This is a genomic window from Nannocystis punicea (genome assembly GCF_026965555.1).
Lineage (GTDB): Bacteria > Myxococcota_A > Polyangia > Nannocystales > Nannocystaceae > Nannocystis > Nannocystis punicea.
This window is the reverse complement of sequence record NZ_CP114040.1, coordinates 1,236,356-1,253,351: the sequence shown is the minus strand read 5'-3', so window position 1 is coordinate 1,253,351 and position 16,996 is coordinate 1,236,356. Positions and strand designations below refer to the sequence as shown.

The following is a 16,996-nucleotide window of genomic DNA, read 5'->3' as shown; positions in this document are numbered from 1 at the left end:
CTCGGCGATCGTCGCGCGGGTCACAGCTTGGCGCGGATCGATCTCACGATGTGCCACAAGATCCCGTAGGCCGCGAGCGTCGTCAGCAGCGAGCCGATGCCCGAGCTCATCATGATGTAGAGGTCGGCCACCGGCTCGGGCAGGTGGAACCCGCCGCCCGCCTCGAACGCCGCGTACCAGTCGCCGCCGTCGACGCGGCTGAGCTGCGCCCTCAGCCCGCGCATCACCTCGTTCACCATCTGCACCAGCCACGCCAGCCACCACACGGTCACCATCAGGCCGGCGCTCGAGCGGACCACCGCCCGATAGGCCCCGCCGACGATGAGCGGCGGCATCACCATTTGGGCCACCGGGATCATCCAGCCCGCCACCGCCATCCCCGGCCCGAACGGCGTCTGTCCGCGGCGCGCGTCGTACACCTTGTACAAAAACACCACCAGCGAGATCCCGATCCCAATAGACAACAGCGTGTACAGCGGCCCGATCGCCGGCGCCAGCTGATAGCCCAGCGACGGCACCGTCTTCCACACCGCGTACATCACCAGCGGCAGGCTGAAGCGCAGCAGGAGCAGCACCTCGAGCACCGAGCCGGGCTTCGGCCTCGCCGGCTCGGCCACGCGCCGGATCGTCGAGCGCCCCCCGCTCGTGCGCGCCGCCCCGGCCGCCACGAACGCCGCCGCGGTCACCGGCTCGAGGCTGCTCTCGAGGCCCGCCAGCGAGACGCCGAGGATCTTCTCGAGCTGGGCCTTGAACGACTGCAGGTCGAGGCCCTCGTGGAACCCGTAGTTGCTGCGGCTGCCGTCGGGCCGCGTCTCCGCCAGCACCGCCTCCTTCGGGTGCACCGTCCCGGTGCTGAGATCGGCGCAGCGCTCGTAGAAGAACACGCTCGGCGCGCCTGCCCGCCGCACCAGCGCCAGGAACATCGCCTCGTTGGCGTTGAGCGCCGGCGGCATCGAGATCACCACGACCTCGGTGTCGCCCGCCGTCACGTGACCGACGACGTCGAGCTTCGCCATCTCGAGCCCGCCGGGGGCCAGCCCCACGTGCGGCAGCGCCTCGGCCAGCCCCTTGCCCGACTCCGTCCACAGGAAGAACAGGAAGGCCTCGCGCTGCGGACCCGTCAATTCCGCGAACATGCGGTCGGGCGCGCGGAACGTCTCGGCGGGGATGACTTTCTTGGCGAACGAGAAGTGGTGCTGGCGTGCGGACATGGGGGGCTCTCAGGGCTGGGCGATCTTCGCGAGCGGCACGGAGTAGTCGTTTTGGCAGATCGAATGGAACTCGAGCGGCCCGAGGCTGGCGCCGACCTCGAGCATGCGCACCGGCGGCCTGGCGGTCTGCGAATAGTCCGGGTCGTCGGGATTCGCCAGCACGCAGCCGGGGCCGATGCCGAACAGATCGTTATCTTCCGGATCGGGGTCGTCCGCGAACACCAGGGCCGCGTCGCCGGTCTCGAAGCCGCGCGGCACCCCGGCGATCGCCAGCAGCCGCACCCGCGCCCCGCCGGTCTTGCTCGCCTGAATGTCGGCCAGCAGATCGGTGTAGCGCGACACCGGCCACAGCACCGCCTCGTCGTCGGCGACGCCGGGCTCGCCCTCGATGTTGTAGTTGGTCGCGGGGCAGGCCTCATACGCCGGCCCCGCGCCCTCGCACTGGACCCCCGCGTTGAAGCACACCGCGCTGGTCGGGGCCGGCCAATCCGGGTCCTCCCAGAAGATCATGTTGGTCTCGAAGATGTCGTCGAACGCCGGGTTGTAGCTGCAATCGACCTCGTCGGTCAGGATCACCACCACCAGGTCGGCCTCGCGCCGCAAGAACCCGTACTCGGGCGAGCTCGCGTCCATCGCCCGGGCCAGCGCCATGCGCATGCTCTCGAGCGGCGACTCGAAGCCGCAGCCCGCCACGCCCCGCGGCAGCGCGCACTGCAGCGCCTGCACCAGGCTCAGGCCCTCTTCGGCGAGGTTGGTGACCCCGCCGGTGCGCTCGAACCACGGCCGCACCTCCGGCTCGGGCTCCTCGGTGGTCGGCGTCGGCACGACGTCGATCGATGCGAGGGCGCAGACATCGGTGCACGCGTACGAGAAGTCCTCCATGTTGAACGAGAAGTCGCCGAGCGCGGCCGCCTCGACGCAGCTCCCCGTCGCCATCGCCCCGCGCTCCGGCGTCGTCTGTGCCTGCGGGCAGCGCGGGTTGCCGACGTCCGTGGTGGTGATGCCGATCCGCAGGTCGCGCTCGGTGTTCACCAGCGCGGCGATGTTCTTGGCCAGCAGCGATTGCTCGTCCGCCATCGAGCCGGTGTTGTCGATCACGAACAGCACGTCGATCGGACCCGTCCCCGGCGGCCCGCCCGACGTCGGCTCGTCGCCCGTCGTCGCGCCCGTCGTCGCTCCGCCCGTCGGCTCGTCGCCTGAGTCGTCAGGCTCACCCGAGGGGCCGTACGACGGATCGTAGGTCTGCCCGGCGGTGGCGGTCAGCTCGTCCAGGATGCTGCCCTTGCCGCCGCAGCCGGCCGCGGCCAGCGCGAGGGCCCACGTCACCTGCGTTCGCACGACGCGACTGTATCAAGCTTCGCGCGGGCCCGAAGGCGCGAAATCGCGCCTCGCTCTCGCCCTGTCAAGGGGCCGCGTCGCTCGGCGTGTCGGCCTTGACCGGCTGACTCCCGCTCGCCGGCGCCTCGCTCAGCGCCTTGACCGGCGTTCCGGCGATGCGCTGGCGATAATCGGCGTATCCCTGCATCAGCGAGCGGTACAGCATGGAGCCGACCACCTTGTGGCCGTGGTGGGTGAGGTGCGACAGGTCGCCGGCGCCGAGGGCGGGAGACGAGCGGACCCACCGGCCCATCGAGCCCGAGCCGCCCATCGCCTCGTAGGTGTCGAAGAAGGCGCAGCCCTCGGCCTGGGCCACCTCGCGCTGGGCCTGGACCAGCTTCGTCACGATCGGCCGCGTCACGATCTTGCCCGAGCCGTCGCGTTCGCCGTGGTCGAGCGGCGCCATCACCAGGCACGGCAGCTGCGGGTCGCCCTTGCGGAACAGCTGGATCACCGAAGAGTACTCGGCCCTGTACTTCTCCATCGTGCCCTGCGTGTTCATGTCGTTGCCGCCGAACATGAGCACCAGCAGGTCGGGGTCGCGGCGGGCGAGCTGGCGCTGCAGGTGCTCCGCGTCGAAGTTGAGCAGGCGGCGGGTGAGCGCGCCGATCTGGCTCATCTCGTCGTAGACCACGCCGGGCACGCTGCGCTCCATCGCCACTCCGTACGCGCGGACCTTGCCGCCGCCGGCCGCGCGGACCGACAGGGTGTGTTCGCCGTCGTCGGTCTCGATCACGTGCCAGCGGTCCTCGAGCTGGTCCGCCGCCGTCTCGAGCTCGACCGGCTCCTGCTCGTCGAGCTTGAGCCGCAGCTTGCCGCCCTTCGGCAGCCCCGCGTACCAGACCTCGTAGCGGGCCACCTTGCGGCCCATCGGGCCCTTCTGGGCCGTCGACAGCCGGATCTCCGCGCCCCCGGCCGACTCGAAGGTCGTCCCGCCGAGCCCGTAATAGCCGTCCTTCTTGCAGTCGAAGATGATGAAGCAATGTTGCCACTGGCTGCGCTCGTCGAAGCGCACGCCCTGGTGGCGGTAGCTGGCGTTGGGCTGGCCGAGCAGGTGGAAGCCGTGGCCGGCGTCGCCGAAGCGGGCCTGCAGCTTGCTGCGGATCGCCCCCGTGATCCCGTCGTTGCCGATCGCCGAATCACCGTAGTGCATCGCCCGCGTGATCGCCCCCGGCAGGCCCAGCTGCGTGCGGGTCAGCGCCGCGTAGAAGCGGTCGAGCGCCTCGGGCCGCTCGAGCGGCACCTCGACCGGCTCCGCGTCGTCTTCGTGCGGCGCGAGCGGCGGCACCTTCTCGTCCTCCTGCACCGGCGTCGCCCGGACCTCGACCTCCTTGAACTCCTCGACCTCCGCCTTCTCCGCCTCCGCGCGGGCGACCGCGATCGCCTCCTTGACCTCCGCGTCGGCGACCTCGGCCTTCTGGCCCATCCCCAGCAGCTCGCGGCCGATCAGGTTCCAGAACGGCACGTACTTGTACTCGCCGGTGTCCGGGTCGGTCGCGAGCGTCCACGGCCGCGCCAGGTGCAGGCAGCTCGACCCCGCCAGCCCCGGCTGCGCCGCGAAGCAGGCCACCAGCGCAGCGGCGAGGCTCCCCTTCTCCGGCTCCTCCGCGGCCGTCGAGACCTGCGGCGCCGGCACTGCGTAGGTCAGGCCGATCGCCAGGCCCAGCCCGACGATCGCGCCGATGACCTTGCGGAAGGTCCCGGGCGGGTAACTCGCCGCGTGCTCCTCGTCGCGCGTGAGGTCGACCTTGACCTTGCGCTCCTCGCCGTCGAGGAGCCCCTCGTGTTCGTCCGCGGTCGCGGTCCTGCTGGTCATCGGGTCATGTCCCTCAGAACTGGAAGTAGATGTTGGCCCGCGGCCCGCTGGACAGCAGCAGGTGGACTGCGAGGCCCAGCAGCGCCAGCAGCAGCCCGATCACCGGCCCCGGCAGGCGGCGGAACACCGCGTACGACTCGCGGTCGACCAGGCCCTTCGGCGTCAGCAGGTGGTAGCCGATCCCGAACAGCAGCACCGCCCACACGGCCGGGGTGATGAGGCCGTCGCGGATCCCGTGGGCGTCGAAGCGGAGCAGCCCGGCGATCATCTTGCGCGAGGTGTCGAGGTCGTCGGCGCGGAAGAACACCCGCGACAGCACCGTGAAGTGGAACGTCAGCAGCACGTGCAGCGCGGTGTTCCAGGCCGTCCCCGTCTCGGGCAGGCGGGCCACGATCAGGAACATCAGCACCGCGAAGCCCGCGAGGCCGAGGCTCTCCGGCTGGCCGAGCTGCAGCACCGACGACGACAGGCCGACCACCGCGCCGAACAGCAGCAGCATGCCGGTGACCCACATCGCCCGCGTCTTCGCCGTCGCCGCGCCGCGCTTGCGCAGCCGGTTCCAGCGGTTGAACACCATCGCCAGCGCGTGGATGTTCGAGTACAGCACGAAGTTCCAGCTGGCCCCGTGCCACATGCCGACCAGGAACATGGTCAGCCACAGGTTGAAGTACACCCGCCCCGGCGAGCCCTTGCTGCCGCCGAGCGGGAAGAACACGTAGTCGCGCAGCCAGGTCGACAGCGTCATGTGCCAGCGGCGCCAGAACTCGCCGAGGTTCTTCGCCTGGTACGGCCGCTCGAAGTTCTCCGGCAGCACGAAGCCGAGCATCAACGCCACGCCGATGGCGATGTCCGTGTAGCCGCTGAAGTCGGCGTACAGCTGCAACGTGAACGCGTACAGCGACAGCAGGATCTCGAGCGACGTGTAGTTCTCGGGCGCGTTGAAGACCGCGTCGGTGAACTGCGACGCGATCCAGTCGCCGAGGATCGCCTTCTTCGCCACACCGATCAGCACGCGGTACATCCCGCGCGTCATCGCCTCGGCCGACAGGCGCGGCGGGCGGTGCAGCTGCGGCAGGAACTCGTGCGCGCGCACGATCGGCCCGGCCACCAGCTGCGGGAAGAACACCACGAACAGCGCGAACTTGCGGAAGTTCGGCTCCGGCGTCAGCCGCCCGCGCCACACGTCGATCGTGTAGCTCAGCGTCTGGAAGGTGTAGAAGCTGATCCCGATCGGCAGCAGCAGCTCGAGGTGCGGCACCACCACCGACATCCCCAGCGCGTGGGCGACGTCGGAGAACACCCCGAGGAAGAAGTTGGTGTACTTGAAGTAGCCGAGCAGGCCGAGGTTGCCGACCAGGCTGACGCCGAGCCAGAAGTTGCGCGTGCGCGTCGCAGCCGTCTTCGCCCGCGCGTCCTTGCCCTCGAAGGCCTCGCGCTGCTGCCAGATCTGCCGCGAGCACACGTAGTCGAGCACCGTCGACAGCAGCAGCAGCCCGACGTAGTACCAGGGCGGCTGCAGCGGGTCCGTCTCGGGCCCGGCCATGTAGAAGAAATAGCTGGCCGCGATCAGGAACAGCACGCGCAGCACGGGCACGTGCGACAGCCCCCACGAGATCAGCAGCACGGGGACGATGAAGAGCAGGAAGTCGAAGCTGACGAAGAGCATCGGTTGCCGGCGACGTCGGGCGCTCACGCTACCCGCGCGGCCCGAGAACGCGAAATTTCCCCGAAAACTTCCGAGGGCGCTTGGCTCACGCTATATGCGCAATCCGGGGCTTTTTCCGCTTCGTCTTCCCCGCCGTTCAGACGGCGGCGGAGACGGCGGCTCGGGCGGGCGGTGATCGCGTCCACCGCCCTCCCCGCCCGAGCCGATCCACGTGTGGTACCGCGTGGTGTCTCCCGTGCGCCGGGCGGGGTGCTTGAGGGCTCGCAGAGGCAGACGCTGCTCCGGCGAGTGACGCCGGTCCGTACCCAGGAAGACCGGCTGCGATCTCGAGTCGGCCGGGTCGCGGTCGTCGCTCCGGAAGCGCTCAGGTTCGGGTTCGCGCCCGATGCGCCGAGGGAGAACCCACGTCGCGTCCTGCCCTTCCTCCCCCGAGCGCCTGCAGCGCGCCGACGAGCCCGGAGGTGAGCGGGACCTCCGCATCCTCCGGCGGCGCTTCTATCCCTCGTGGGTCCTGGTCGCGAACAGCACGTCCGCTCGGGCAAGGTGTGAGGCGCACGCTCCTCGACGCTGGCGAAGTGATGTGCGGCGCTCGGCTGCCAGCCGGGCGACCTGATCGTCTACGAGCCGGGCGAGTCGGATCTCGCCGACAGCGACGACGACGGCGATCGACGCGGTGGTTCGAGAGGCGCGGGGATCTTTCTGTCCTGCCTGCTCCCGTCGTCGCCGCGGCGACCCCGGACGTGACAGCGCCTCTCGGACGTGTCGAGCTCGACGACGCCGCAGCGCTTGAACCGCAGCGTCGGTGCTAGGCTCGCGCCGACGCAGGTTGTCTCGCCGCCTCACAGGCCAAACGCACGGAGGGCGGCGGTTTTGAGCGCGCGCTCGCGGTCGCGATCGAACACGCCGACCGTCTGCCCGAGCTCGACCTCGTCCGCGTAGTCCGGTTTGAGCTCGCGCAGCTCCGCGCGATCGATCTCCGTCGCCGGGTCCTCCACCACCTCGACGAGGCGCTTGTACACGCACACGCCGAAGTCAATGAGCTCGACGTTCGGTGCGGGCGCGTGCGCCATCGCGTCGAAGGCGAGCGACTTCTCGTCCATGGTGAGGAGCGAGAGGGCGGCCCAGTCGAGCGCGAGATACGGGTCGAGCACCCTCGGGCTCCGGAGTCGGGCGCGCACCACCGCCTTGTACGCCCCGAGCGAGCCGAGCGCGGCCTTCTTGGCGAGCGCGGCGAGGAACGCGTCGACATAGGGCGCGAAGCGCCCGACCTCGGCCTCGAACGCGGCGTCGCCAGCGGGCGCGGGTGGGCGCGGCGCGAGCGACTCGAGCGCGGGAAAGAGGGCGGGGCACGCGAGCGCGAGGCCGTCGAGCTCGCGGAGCCAGCACGCGCGCGCCGCCTCGTCGCCGGCACCGATCGCGCCCGCGAGCGCCGCCGCGAGCGCACCCGGCTCGATCCGCTCGAGCACATCGGCGGCGCGATCGATCGCCGGGTCGCCGCCGGTGACCCGGAACCGTTTCGCCAGCGCAGTGACGATCGGCGCGACGTGGGGCACGAGCTGCTCGGGCGGAACGCGCGCGAGGGCGCGAGCGGAGTCCAACGCGAGCTCCGGACCCTCCGCGGGGCAGCCCAGGTCACGCACAAACCGATCGACGATCTCCGAGGTGCTCTCTGCAGTCATCGCACTCCTCAATCCTGGTAGCAGGTCGACGCTCCTGCAGCGCCGAACCTACCACGGCTCGGATGCGTCGAGTGGAGATCAGGGAAGAGCGCTGCCGCGGGCCGCTGTCCCCGGAGCTCGCATGGATCGACACGACCATCGGTGCCGACCCGGCAACCTCACTCGGCCGATCGCATCAAGACGCGTGGAACGTGCAGTGAGGCCGCGCGTGTCCGCTCGAACATCGACGGGGCCCGCTGCGCACGTTCGCCGCATCACCAACATGTCCTGACGGCCATGGTCGATCGGACAGCGGGTGAAGCGAGGCCGGGGCGGTGCGGCCGAGGTGACGCGCAGGCCGCATCACCCGGACGACGCCGTCGCGAGCGCATCGAAGATCGCCGCGACGGCGACGGCCCCCGGATCGGGCACGCCACGCAACGCGCTCTCGGGCACGTAGCTCGCGCGACCGGCGTGCGTCCGCGTCATCGTCCGCGTCGCCTCCGCGCCCTGCTGCGCCGCTGCGGCGGCCGCTGCCAGTCCCTCGTCGGCCTCGAGCGCCGCGATCGCCGGGAGCAACGCGTCGAGCATCGTCCGGTCGCCCGCCTCGGCGCCGCCGACCTGCTGGATCCGCCGCACCCCCGCGCGCAGCGCCGCCGGCCAGTCCTGTGACGCTCTCACCGCGACGCCCATCGCCGACACCCCGATCGACAGCAAGATCCCGCTCGAGCCGCCCATCACGCTCGACAGGCGCCCGGCGATCGCCGCACACAGCGCCCCCGCGTCGGCGAACGGGAGGCGATCGAGCTCGGCCAGCACGGCGCGCGCCGCCGTCGCGAACGTCGTGCCGGTGTCGCCGTCGCCGACCTTCGCGTCGAGCGCGTTGAGCTCGGCCTCGCGGGCGACCAGCGCCTCGCACACGACCTCGACCACGCGTCGGCGCGCCACGTGCACCGACGGCGAGAGCGGCTCGGGCCGCAGGCCCGCGGGCAACGGGACCGGCGCGACGCGGGCGACGCGACGCCCGGGCACCCACGCGGCCGGGCCGACTGGGGACAGCAGCGCGCGCTCGAGCTCGGGGTCGAGCGCGAGCGCGGACAACGACAGGCCCTTCATGTCGAGCGACGTCATCAGCCGCGCCGGGCCGAACACCAGACCGACCTCGCGCCGCATCGACGCGAGCAGCGACCCCGTGGCGACCGCGATCTCGATCGGCGGCACTCCGCCGAGGTCGTTGATCAGCAGCGCGACGGGCGAGCCCGCGTCGCCGAGCCGCGCGTGGAGGCGTGACACGAGGACCTCGGCGAGCTCGCGCACCGGCGCGTAGCGGATCTTCTCCGCGCCGGGCTCGCCGTGGATCCCGAGGCCGAGCTCGACCTCGTCCGGGCCGAGCCGCAGCTCCGCCGGCTGGCCGGGGATCGTGCACGACGTGAACGACAGGCCGAGCGAGCACACCGCCCCGGCGACGCGCTCCGCGGCGCGCTTCACCGCCAAAAGCGGCGCCCCTTCGCGGGCCAGGTGGCCGGCGACCTTGTGCACGAACAGAGTGCCGGCGATGCCGCGCGGGCGCGGCGCCTCGGGGATCGCGATGTCGTCGCCGACGACGACCATCTCGACCTCGAGCCCGAGCGCGCGCGCCTTCTCGGCCGCGAGCCCGAAGTTGAGGCGGTCGCCGGTGTAGTTCTTGACGACGAGCAGGCAGCCCGGCGCGCCGGTGACGGCGAGGATCGCCGCGAGCACCGCGTCGACGCTCGGCGAGGCGAAGATCTCGCCGCTGACCGCGGCGGTCAGCATGCCGTCGCCGACGAAGCCGACGTGCGCCGGCTCGTGTCCCGCCCCGCCGCCCGAGATCACCGCGACCCGGCTGCGGTCCCAGTCGGCGCGCACGACGACCTTGATCGCGGGGTAGCCGTCGAGCCGGGCGAGCTTGCCCTCGCCGAGCATCACCGCGGCGTCGATCGCCTCACGGACGATGTCCGCCCGCTCGTTGATGAAGTGCTTCACGCGGCGATGGTCGCACAACCACCGGCCGTGATCAGCCCCCACTGGCCGCGCGCAGACGAGGTTGCGGCGGTGCTCGTCTCGGCCGACGGCACCGAGCCAGACGAGCCGGCTGGTTGTATCGGCTCAGCGTCGATGCAACCGGGCAGGTCTCACCGGGATGATGGTGGCTTGATGTTGGCGAACAAGTTCTCGGCGGTGGCGGCGGAGCGCTCGAGCGGCCTCGAGCTCGCGGTCGAAGCTCGCAGCCTCGTCGACCGGCGCGACGTGGCCGATGGCGCAGTGGAGGCGACCGGCGTCGTGGTGCTCGAGCTTGCCGTGCCGTCGAAGCGTCGTCCGACGGGGCGCGCGCATCCTTGGTCGCCACATGCCCACGTGAGGGACATGCGGGGGTCCAGGGCCCCGCGCGCTATCCTGGTCTCGGGGACAGGTCGCACGCATCGGCGTTTTCGCGCATGAGACGTCCTCGTCGCCAGCGCCCCCGGGCTCACCGTGACTGCGGCCGTGCCGATCGCATACCCTGCGAACATGTCCCTGATTCGAAGCGCGTTGATCTCGACGCTGGCGGTGATGGCCGCGTGCGGCGGTGACGGCCAAGGCGACGACACGAGCGCGAGCTCCGGCAGCATCGGCTCCAGCGGTGGTTCCGAGACCAGCTCGAGCAGCGTCGGCGAGACCGTGGACGTGACCGGCCCCGGCACGCCGACCACCAGCAGCGGCCCCGACGAACCGACCACCAGCAGCGCGGGCACGACCGAGGACAGCGGGCAGGTCAATCCGAACCCGACCATCTCCGCCTACGTCGGGACCAATGTCTCGGCGGATCTGTGGGCCGCCGACTTCGGCCGCCAGCTGAGCGGCTTCTCGGGCACGCTCGACGCCAACGGCCTGCCCGGCGCCGGCCAGAGCGGCACCTCGCAGACCGATGTCGGCTTCCTGTTCCCGACCGGCACGTACGAGCTCGTGTGGGAGGGCAGCGGCACGGTCAGCGTGGGCGGCATCGGCAACCTGCACGATGTCACCGACGAGGGCGATGTCCACCGCGGCCTCGTCGACCTCACGCAGACGCCGGGCGTGTTCGGTCAGCTGCTCAGCATCACCATCGCCAACGGCCCGGGGCAGTCGGTGACCAGCCTGCGCCTGTACCCGCCCGGCGTCGAGCCGACGGCGAGCTTCTATCCGGCGTTCCTCGCCGCGCTGACCCCGTTTCGCGCGCTGCGCTTCATGGACTGGGAGGCGACCAACAACAGCCAGCTGGTGAGCTGGAGCGACCGGCCGACCACGGCGCGCTTCGGCGCCCAGGACGGCGTGCCCTACGAGCTCATCGCCGAGCTGATCAACGAGACCGGCAAGGACGCGTGGCTGACCGTGCCCGAGAAGGTCGACGACGACTTCATCGCCCAGATGGCGCAGTTCTTCGCCCAGGAGCTCGACTTCTCGCGCATCCAGAGCGCCCGGGACGCCGCCGGGTTCACCACGCCGTTTCGCCTGTACGTCGAGAACAGCAACGAGACCTGGAACGGCGGCTTCTCGGCCTACGGGACGTTCCTCGCCGCGGCCAACGCCGACCCGGGGCGCTACACGGGCGAGACGAGCGGCGCCTACGGGCCCGACTGGATGAACGGCAACCTCGATCTGATGAAGGTCGGGCAGTACAACGCCGACCGCCTGGTGAAGATCGGGGGCGCGTTCAAGGCCGCGTTCGCGACCATCGGCAAGGAGGACGCGGTCGCGCCGGTGCTCGCCGGGTGGGCGCTCGGGCCGGCGTTCAGCGACGTCGGCCTGCAGTTCATCACCAAGAACTACGGCGATCCGAAGACCCACGTGGCCGCGGTGGCGCAGGCGCCGTACTTCGGGCCGCCGAACGACGACTCGACCGGCGCCATGGACTCGCTGTTCGCGGCGATCGATCAGGACATCGCCGGCAAGGCCGCGACGTACGCCGAGTTCGCGCAGCTGGGCGCCGAGTACGGGATCCCGATCGTCGCGTACGAGGGCGGCCAGGGCCTGAGCGGCGCGACCAACCTGCCGATCAAGCACCTGGCGCAGCACGACGCGCGCATGTACGCGGCGTACACGAGCTACCTCGCGCTGTGGAAGGAGCACTTCGGCACCGACCTGTTCATGCACTTCAGCCTGGCCGGCGCGCCGGGGATCCCCGAGAGCTTCTTTCAATACGGGTACTGGGGCGCGCTCGAGGGGATCGGCCTCGACCTGGCGACGTGCGGGCAGGACCTGCCGACGTTGAACGGCGACGAGCCGATCGCGACGGTCGCCGGCAACTGCCCGAAGTACCGCGCGCTGGCCGAACAGGTGCCGGGTGACTGAATCACCCCGGGCCGTCGGCTCGCACCCGACGGCCGACGAGCTGCGCTGCGCGCGAGCATGAGCCCGCGCTCGGCGAGCTCGAATCCGACGGGCCCGGACTCGCGACTCACTACGGGAGGCCGCAGAAGCCGACTGTCTCGAGCGTCGGCGGGGCCAGGCCCTCCGGGAACCAGGGGATGCACTCGAGGCCCTGGCCGGTGCACGTGTTCGGCTGGGTGATGTCGCAGTAGGCGAGGCAGCAGCCGAGGATCATCGGGTCGCACTCGCCGGCCAACACCGGCGGGAGGCAGAGGTTGCCCGCGTCGCACTCGTTCACGTACTCGCAGGGGTCGAAGGTCTGGCCCTCGGGGCCGCTGACATCGGGCGCGCAGACGAAGGACTCCGGGTCGTCCGGGTTGGGGATGCACACGTCGCCGTCCGGGCAGGGTTGATCGAGGGGGTCGCAGCCCGGGATGCACAGGATGAGGGCGCCGCCCCCGGAGACCGCGCAGTGGGTCGAGGGATCGGCGCAGACCGGCTCGTCCGGCGATCCGGTGCACATGGCGACGCACGCGCCCATCTGCGTGTCGGCGTCGACGTCCCAGCACATCAGGCCCTCGTCGCAGCTGTCCAGGCCGCTGACCGGGCTGCCGACCACGGTGCAGGGCTCGCCGAGGCCGTCCGGGTCGGGCGCGACGTCGACGCACTTGAGGGCGTTCCACGACGGGCCGCCGTCGCCGGCGTACGGCATGCACTTCTGTCCTTCGGGGCAGTCCTGCGTCCACGGGTCACACTCGGGCCCGGGGTCGTCCGGCAAGACGCCGGTGCTCTCGGCGGTGGTCGAGCTGGTGAGCTCCTCGGTGGTGGCGAGCGTGTCGCCGGTGAGCGGCCCGGTCGTCGGGTCGACGGCGGTGGTCGACCCGGTGGTGCTGCTGCTCGTGTCCGCGACGGACGTGCTGTCGGTGCTCGTCGTGTTGAGGGTGCCGTCGCCGGAGTCGTCCGGCGGTGACGCGCAGCCGGCGAGGGCAAAGAGGGCGAGGGTCCACGTGCGCGCGGCGGTTGGGATGGAGTAAGAAACTGACATTTCGCTGGCGGTTAAACCCGGACCCTCCTGAAAAAGAAACGAATCAAAAGTTCGTTTTGACTGAAAATCGATGAATGTCGGATCACGGTCCGAGGCTGGCTCAGGCCATACCCGAATTCTTGCTGGTCGATACCTGCACCGTCTGGCGCGCGTACGCTCTCGCGTGGAGCGGAGCACGGTGCGACTCTCCACCCACGGCCTCTCCCCACGGCATGACGACGACGCGCGCGCTGATCCTCCCTGGCAAGACTCTCCGCATCTGGAAGGCCGAGCTCGACGGCACACGCCTGACGATCACCAGCGGCACGACGAAGAAGCCGGCGACCAGGGAAGAGACCTTCGAGCGGCCGCACGAGGCCGAAGAGAAATACGTCGCCGAGCTGATCAAGAAGCTCCGGGCCGGTTACGTGCTCGACGGGGCCCAGGGGGGCCTCGTGGCGCAGTTCCTCGTATCGGACGGGAACGGCGCGAGCAGCGTGTCGCCCGACGGCGAGACCGTGTGGGACGTCGAGAATCGCAACTTCGTGCCGACCGCGACGGTCTACGCCCGCAGCGGCGAGCTGCTCGCCACGCACGACCTCCGCGCGCTCGGCATCCCGCAGGACCTCGTGTCCGACGTCGCGGCGCTCTCGCGCGACGCGGCGCTGATCGCCTGCGCATCGACCGAGGTCTGGAAGCTCGAGGCCTCCGGGCTGCGGGTGTTCGCCAGGGCCGAGGGCTGCACCGGCCGCCTGCGCGTCGGCGGAGACCGCGTGCTGCTCCGCGGCCACCGCGACCGCGCCACCCTGTTCGACCTCGACGGCGCCGTCATCGTCGCGCTGGAGAACGTGCAGCACTGCGCGCTGAGCGATGACGGCCGGTGGCTCGCCACCTGCGCGAAGGATGCGGGCGAGCTCATCGTGTGGGACGCGAAGGACGGCAGCGAGGTGCGGCGCTGCTCCTTCGGCGCAGGACGGGGCGTGCACGACGTCGCCATCGACGGCGAGCACGTGGCCGGCCTCGCCATCTACTTCCCGGGCTCGGGCCGTCGCTCGATCCAGGCCTTCTCCATCGCCACCGGAGAACCCGCGCGGACGAAGCTGTTCGCCGACGCCCGCTTCGTCGGCGGCGTGGAAGCCTTCACCACCACCGGCTTCGCCGTCGGCTCCGGCACGTTCTACGCGGGTGACGACGCCGCCCCCGTGCAACAGCACCTCGAGCTCTCGCGCCTCGAGAGCTGGCGCTCGCTGCACGTCGCGTCGGGCGGACGCTTCGTGCTCGAGCGGCTCACGAAGGGCGTCGTCGCGGTGTGGGACACCACCCGGGTCCCGCGTGAAGCGCCGAAGGTGGAGCCGCCGCCGAAGCCGAAGCTGCCGGCGCCGTCGACCGACTGGGTGGCGCCGAGGACGCCCGCGCCGCAGGTCACCGACGACGCCCTCGTCATTCCCTTCGAGAACGAGCCGACGGGCACCCGCGTGCTGCCGGGCGGCATCATCTACAGCTCGTACGTCGACGAGGTGTCGATCTTCGTCGACCTGACGTCGTGGCCGCCGCGCACGTCGGCGCGCATGCTGGTGTTCTGCGCCGCACGTTCTCCGGGCGGACTGTTCGCGCTGCAGCACCGCGACGGCCTGTGGCTCACGCGCGACTTCTCCGAGCGCGGCGAGCACCTGCCCACGCCCCGCGACGCCGATGTCGTCGGGTTCCTCGGCGAAGCGCCGATGCTGTTCGACTTCGACGGTCAAGCGGCGCCGCTCATCTGGCTGGACGGCGCGTGGAAGGAAGTCACCGGGCTCCACGCCATCGACGCCACCGGCGGCACGGGCGCGCACAACCTGAGCGACGGCTTCGCCTTCATCACCTTCCGCGACGCAGCGTGGCGCGTCGACGCCCAGGCGCGCGCGACCAAGCTCTTCGACATGACCGGAGTCAACCCGTCGTGGACCTTCCCCACCCTCGACGGCCGCGTGGTGTGCCCGCTGCCCGCAGGGAAGCTCGTCTTCTATTCGCGCGACGGCCGCAAGAGCGTCCTCGACGTCACCGAGAAGAAGAAGTTGAGCCTCGGCGTGCAGCCCATGCCGGGCCCGAACCGCTCGTTGCTGGTGACTCTCGGAGGCGGCATCAGCCGCAACAAGACCGAGTTCATCGGCGCACAGGTGCCGCTCTCGGGGGGCAAGCCGACGCTGCTGACACGCGCCGACTTCGGCATCACCGCCGACGGCGTGTCGGAGCTGTTCATGTGCGGCGACGAGGTCCTGGCCCACGTCGAGGGCCAGGTCTTTCACCGGCTGAAGAAGCGGGGCTGATCCTCACTCGGCGGTCGCGGCGGAGCGCAGGAGCCCGATCGCCGTCGTCCAGATCGACGCACTCCTGGGTCGCCCGGGCGGCTGCTATCTTGTCGCGGCAGGGCCGAGGTCGCGAGCCCCGGCGCGCCCTCAGCCCGCGGCACTCTCGGCTGCGAGGAGCTCCTTGTAGCCCCCGTTCACCACCTGCGCGCTGGCGTGGCCGCTGGCGGCCAACTCTTCGGCACGGCGAACTGCCGTGGCGTCCTGCGGTCAAGCGCAGTAAAAGATGACTCGCTTGTTCGGGGGCGGAGCGCCCGCCCGCGTGAAGTCCATGAACGACGTGGCCCCCTGAACGCGGGTGTTCTGCCACTTGGCCTCGTCGTCGTACGCGTTGACCAACATCGCGTCTCCGCGGTCGACCGCTCGGCGTGCCTCTTCTGCGCTGACTCGGGTGTACGCTGCCATCCTTGCCTCCTTCGCGCTGCGCGCCCGACAACCCTACGACCGCCGCGAATCGGTTCGAGCGAGAACGAGACGCCGCGAGCGGAGGCCGTGGAGCTGCCGCGAGCGTCACCGCCGCACGTGCGTCCCGCGAGCTGGCGCAGCCGACGCCGCTGCCGGCTCCTGCTCCGCTCGCCGGCGAATCACCTCATGGGTGAGGATGCTCTTCGACCCGCGCTCGCTGTGAATGCATACCCAGCGATCCACCGCGCCGACGTCGTTCGGCGCGCAGAGGCGCCGGTTCAGTCGTCGTCTTCGTCCTCGTCGCTGCTCCGGAGCGCGCGGGTGTCGGACTCGATGCGCTTGCGCGTCGCGGGGTCGAGCGCGAGGGCCTTGGCCAGCTTGTCGAGGAAGCGCTTCGTCTGCTTTCGCATCGCCTCCGCCCCCTCCTCATCCCAGAGATCGCTGTCGACGATCCGGAGCGTCACCCAGTGAGGGCAGGCGTAGAGCGCCTCCTGGGCCCTGGCGGCCCACGCGTCGGCGCGGACCTCCTCGAGCAGCGAGCTCAGCGAATCGACGGACTCGTCGAACACGTCTTCCAGCAAGATCTGCAGCTCCTCCGAGGAGATGCCCAGCGAATCGCCGAGATCGTACCCCAGATCGGCGAGCGCCTCCCGGTCCATCGGCTCGTCCTCGCCGTTCTCGATCGCGTTGGCGCGGGCCGTGAGCGCGAGGAGTCGCTTCTGAAAGTGACGCCGCTGCGACGCCGGCAAGGCGTCGAGGGCGGGGGCGTAGTATTTGTTCACGACGACTTCCATGAGGTCGGCAGCCTGTAGATCGGGGCACCCAACCTACCACGGGCCATCCTCCGTGCACAGTCGACCCCGTCGAGGCGGGCCCGGACGATGCCGACGCTCGCCGCCGCCGTCGACACTCGACGTGGTATCGGCGCCCACGCACGAGCATGTCGCGTGTTCCCCCGATCGTCGAGGCACCGACCACCCGTCGCATCGATCCTCGCGCTCGAACGGCTCGAGCCCCACGTCGCGGGTGAACAGTGAACACATCGTGACGTGCACCTCCAGGGCGATCGCGCCCAGGCTCGACTTCGCCGCCTGATTCTCGTGCGGACAGCGATCCGTCACCTCGCCCGTGGCAGGCCGCCCACAGC

The 16,996-nt window shown here is 70.8% G+C and carries 12 protein-coding genes; 3 read left to right on the top strand and 9 right to left on the bottom strand.

The features are described from left to right. Positions 1-20: 20 nt before the first annotated feature. From O0S08_RS04830 to O0S08_RS04805, 6 genes are all read right to left on the bottom strand, one after another. Positions 21-1,211, bottom strand: a complete 1,191-nt coding sequence (locus O0S08_RS04830) for a DUF4328 domain-containing protein (protein WP_269037803.1) — start codon at positions 1,209-1,211, stop codon at positions 21-23. A gap of 9 nt (positions 1,212-1,220) precedes the next feature. Next, positions 1,221-2,549, bottom strand: coding sequence for a hypothetical protein (locus O0S08_RS04825; protein ID WP_269037802.1), 1,329 nt, complete (start codon positions 2,547-2,549; stop codon positions 1,221-1,223). A 64-nt stretch (positions 2,550-2,613) separates the two neighbouring features. Then, positions 2,614-4,404, bottom strand: a complete 1,791-nt coding sequence (locus O0S08_RS04820; protein ID WP_269037801.1) for a GDSL-type esterase/lipase family protein — start codon at positions 4,402-4,404, stop codon at positions 2,614-2,616. A 13-nt stretch (positions 4,405-4,417) separates the two neighbouring features. Then, positions 4,418-6,070 carry an MBOAT family O-acyltransferase gene (locus O0S08_RS04815; protein ID WP_269037800.1) on the bottom strand — a complete coding sequence of 551 codons (1,653 nt, stop codon included), beginning with the start codon at positions 6,068-6,070 and terminating at the stop codon, positions 4,418-4,420. A gap of 839 nt (positions 6,071-6,909) precedes the next feature. Continuing rightward, complete coding sequence (locus O0S08_RS04810; RefSeq protein WP_269037799.1) at positions 6,910-7,749, bottom strand: hypothetical protein; 840 nt, start codon at positions 7,747-7,749, stop codon at positions 6,910-6,912. A 342-nt stretch (positions 7,750-8,091) separates the two neighbouring features. Then, a complete protein-coding gene (locus O0S08_RS04805; protein WP_269037798.1) occupies positions 8,092-9,732 on the bottom strand; it encodes a dihydroxyacetone kinase subunit DhaK in 1,641 nt (546 codons plus the stop codon). A 171-nt stretch (positions 9,733-9,903) separates the two neighbouring features. On the opposite strand from O0S08_RS04805, the gene O0S08_RS04800 reads away from it, so the two are divergent. Together O0S08_RS04800 and O0S08_RS04795 are read left to right on the top strand one after the other, a co-directional pair. Beyond that, positions 9,904-10,188 carry a hypothetical protein gene (locus O0S08_RS04800; RefSeq protein WP_269037797.1) on the top strand — a complete coding sequence of 95 codons (285 nt, stop codon included), beginning with the start codon at positions 9,904-9,906 and terminating at the stop codon, positions 10,186-10,188. A gap of 69 nt (positions 10,189-10,257) precedes the next feature. Next, the gene (locus O0S08_RS04795) at positions 10,258-12,057 is read left to right on the top strand and encodes a hypothetical protein (protein WP_269037796.1); all 1,800 of its coding nucleotides are present in this window, start codon (positions 10,258-10,260) and stop codon (positions 12,055-12,057) included. A 109-nt stretch (positions 12,058-12,166) separates the two neighbouring features. Here the strand turns inward: O0S08_RS04795 and O0S08_RS04790 are convergent, their stop codons facing one another. Beyond that, a complete protein-coding gene (locus tag O0S08_RS04790) occupies positions 12,167-13,120 on the bottom strand; it encodes a ribulose phosphate epimerase (RefSeq protein WP_269037794.1) in 954 nt (317 codons plus the stop codon). A 212-nt stretch (positions 13,121-13,332) separates the two neighbouring features. Between O0S08_RS04790 and O0S08_RS04785 the strand changes: the two genes are divergently transcribed. Further along, positions 13,333-15,405 carry a WD40 repeat domain-containing protein gene (locus O0S08_RS04785; RefSeq protein ID WP_269037792.1) on the top strand — a complete coding sequence of 691 codons (2,073 nt, stop codon included), beginning with the start codon at positions 13,333-13,335 and terminating at the stop codon, positions 15,403-15,405. A 249-nt stretch (positions 15,406-15,654) separates the two neighbouring features. On the opposite strand, the gene O0S08_RS04780 is transcribed toward O0S08_RS04785, so the two are convergent. Together O0S08_RS04780 and O0S08_RS04775 are read right to left on the bottom strand one after the other, a co-directional pair. Then, entirely contained in the window at positions 15,655-15,786 is a 132-nt protein-coding gene (locus O0S08_RS04780) for a hypothetical protein (RefSeq protein ID WP_269037791.1), read from the bottom strand. A 341-nt stretch (positions 15,787-16,127) separates the two neighbouring features. Beyond that, entirely contained in the window at positions 16,128-16,643 is a 516-nt protein-coding gene (locus tag O0S08_RS04775; protein WP_269037790.1) for a hypothetical protein, read from the bottom strand. Positions 16,644-16,996 lie beyond the last annotated feature (353 nt).

Excerpts from the sequence above, each read along its gene's own strand:
- O0S08_RS04830 (WP_269037803.1), bottom strand. The coding sequence starts at position 1,211 with ATGTCCGCACGCCAGCACCACTTCTCGTTCGCCAAGAAAGTCATCCCC.
- O0S08_RS04820 (WP_269037801.1), bottom strand. The coding sequence starts at position 4,404 with ATGACCAGCAGGACCGCGACCGCGGACGAACACGAGGGGCTCCTCGAC.
- O0S08_RS04815 (WP_269037800.1), bottom strand. The coding sequence starts at position 6,070 with ATGCTCTTCGTCAGCTTCGACTTCCTGCTCTTCATCGTCCCCGTGCTG.
- O0S08_RS04810 (WP_269037799.1), bottom strand. The coding sequence starts at position 7,749 with ATGACTGCAGAGAGCACCTCGGAGATCGTCGATCGGTTTGTGCGTGAC.
- O0S08_RS04800 (WP_269037797.1), top strand. The coding sequence starts at position 9,904 with ATGTTGGCGAACAAGTTCTCGGCGGTGGCGGCGGAGCGCTCGAGCGGC.
- O0S08_RS04795 (WP_269037796.1), top strand. The coding sequence starts at position 10,258 with ATGTCCCTGATTCGAAGCGCGTTGATCTCGACGCTGGCGGTGATGGCC.
- O0S08_RS04790 (WP_269037794.1), bottom strand. The coding sequence starts at position 13,120 with ATGTCAGTTTCTTACTCCATCCCAACCGCCGCGCGCACGTGGACCCTC.
- O0S08_RS04785 (WP_269037792.1), top strand. The coding sequence starts at position 13,333 with ATGACGACGACGCGCGCGCTGATCCTCCCTGGCAAGACTCTCCGCATC.
- O0S08_RS04780 (WP_269037791.1), bottom strand. The coding sequence starts at position 15,786 with ATGTTGGTCAACGCGTACGACGACGAGGCCAAGTGGCAGAACACCCGC.
- O0S08_RS04775 (WP_269037790.1), bottom strand. The coding sequence starts at position 16,643 with ATGGAAGTCGTCGTGAACAAATACTACGCCCCCGCCCTCGACGCCTTG.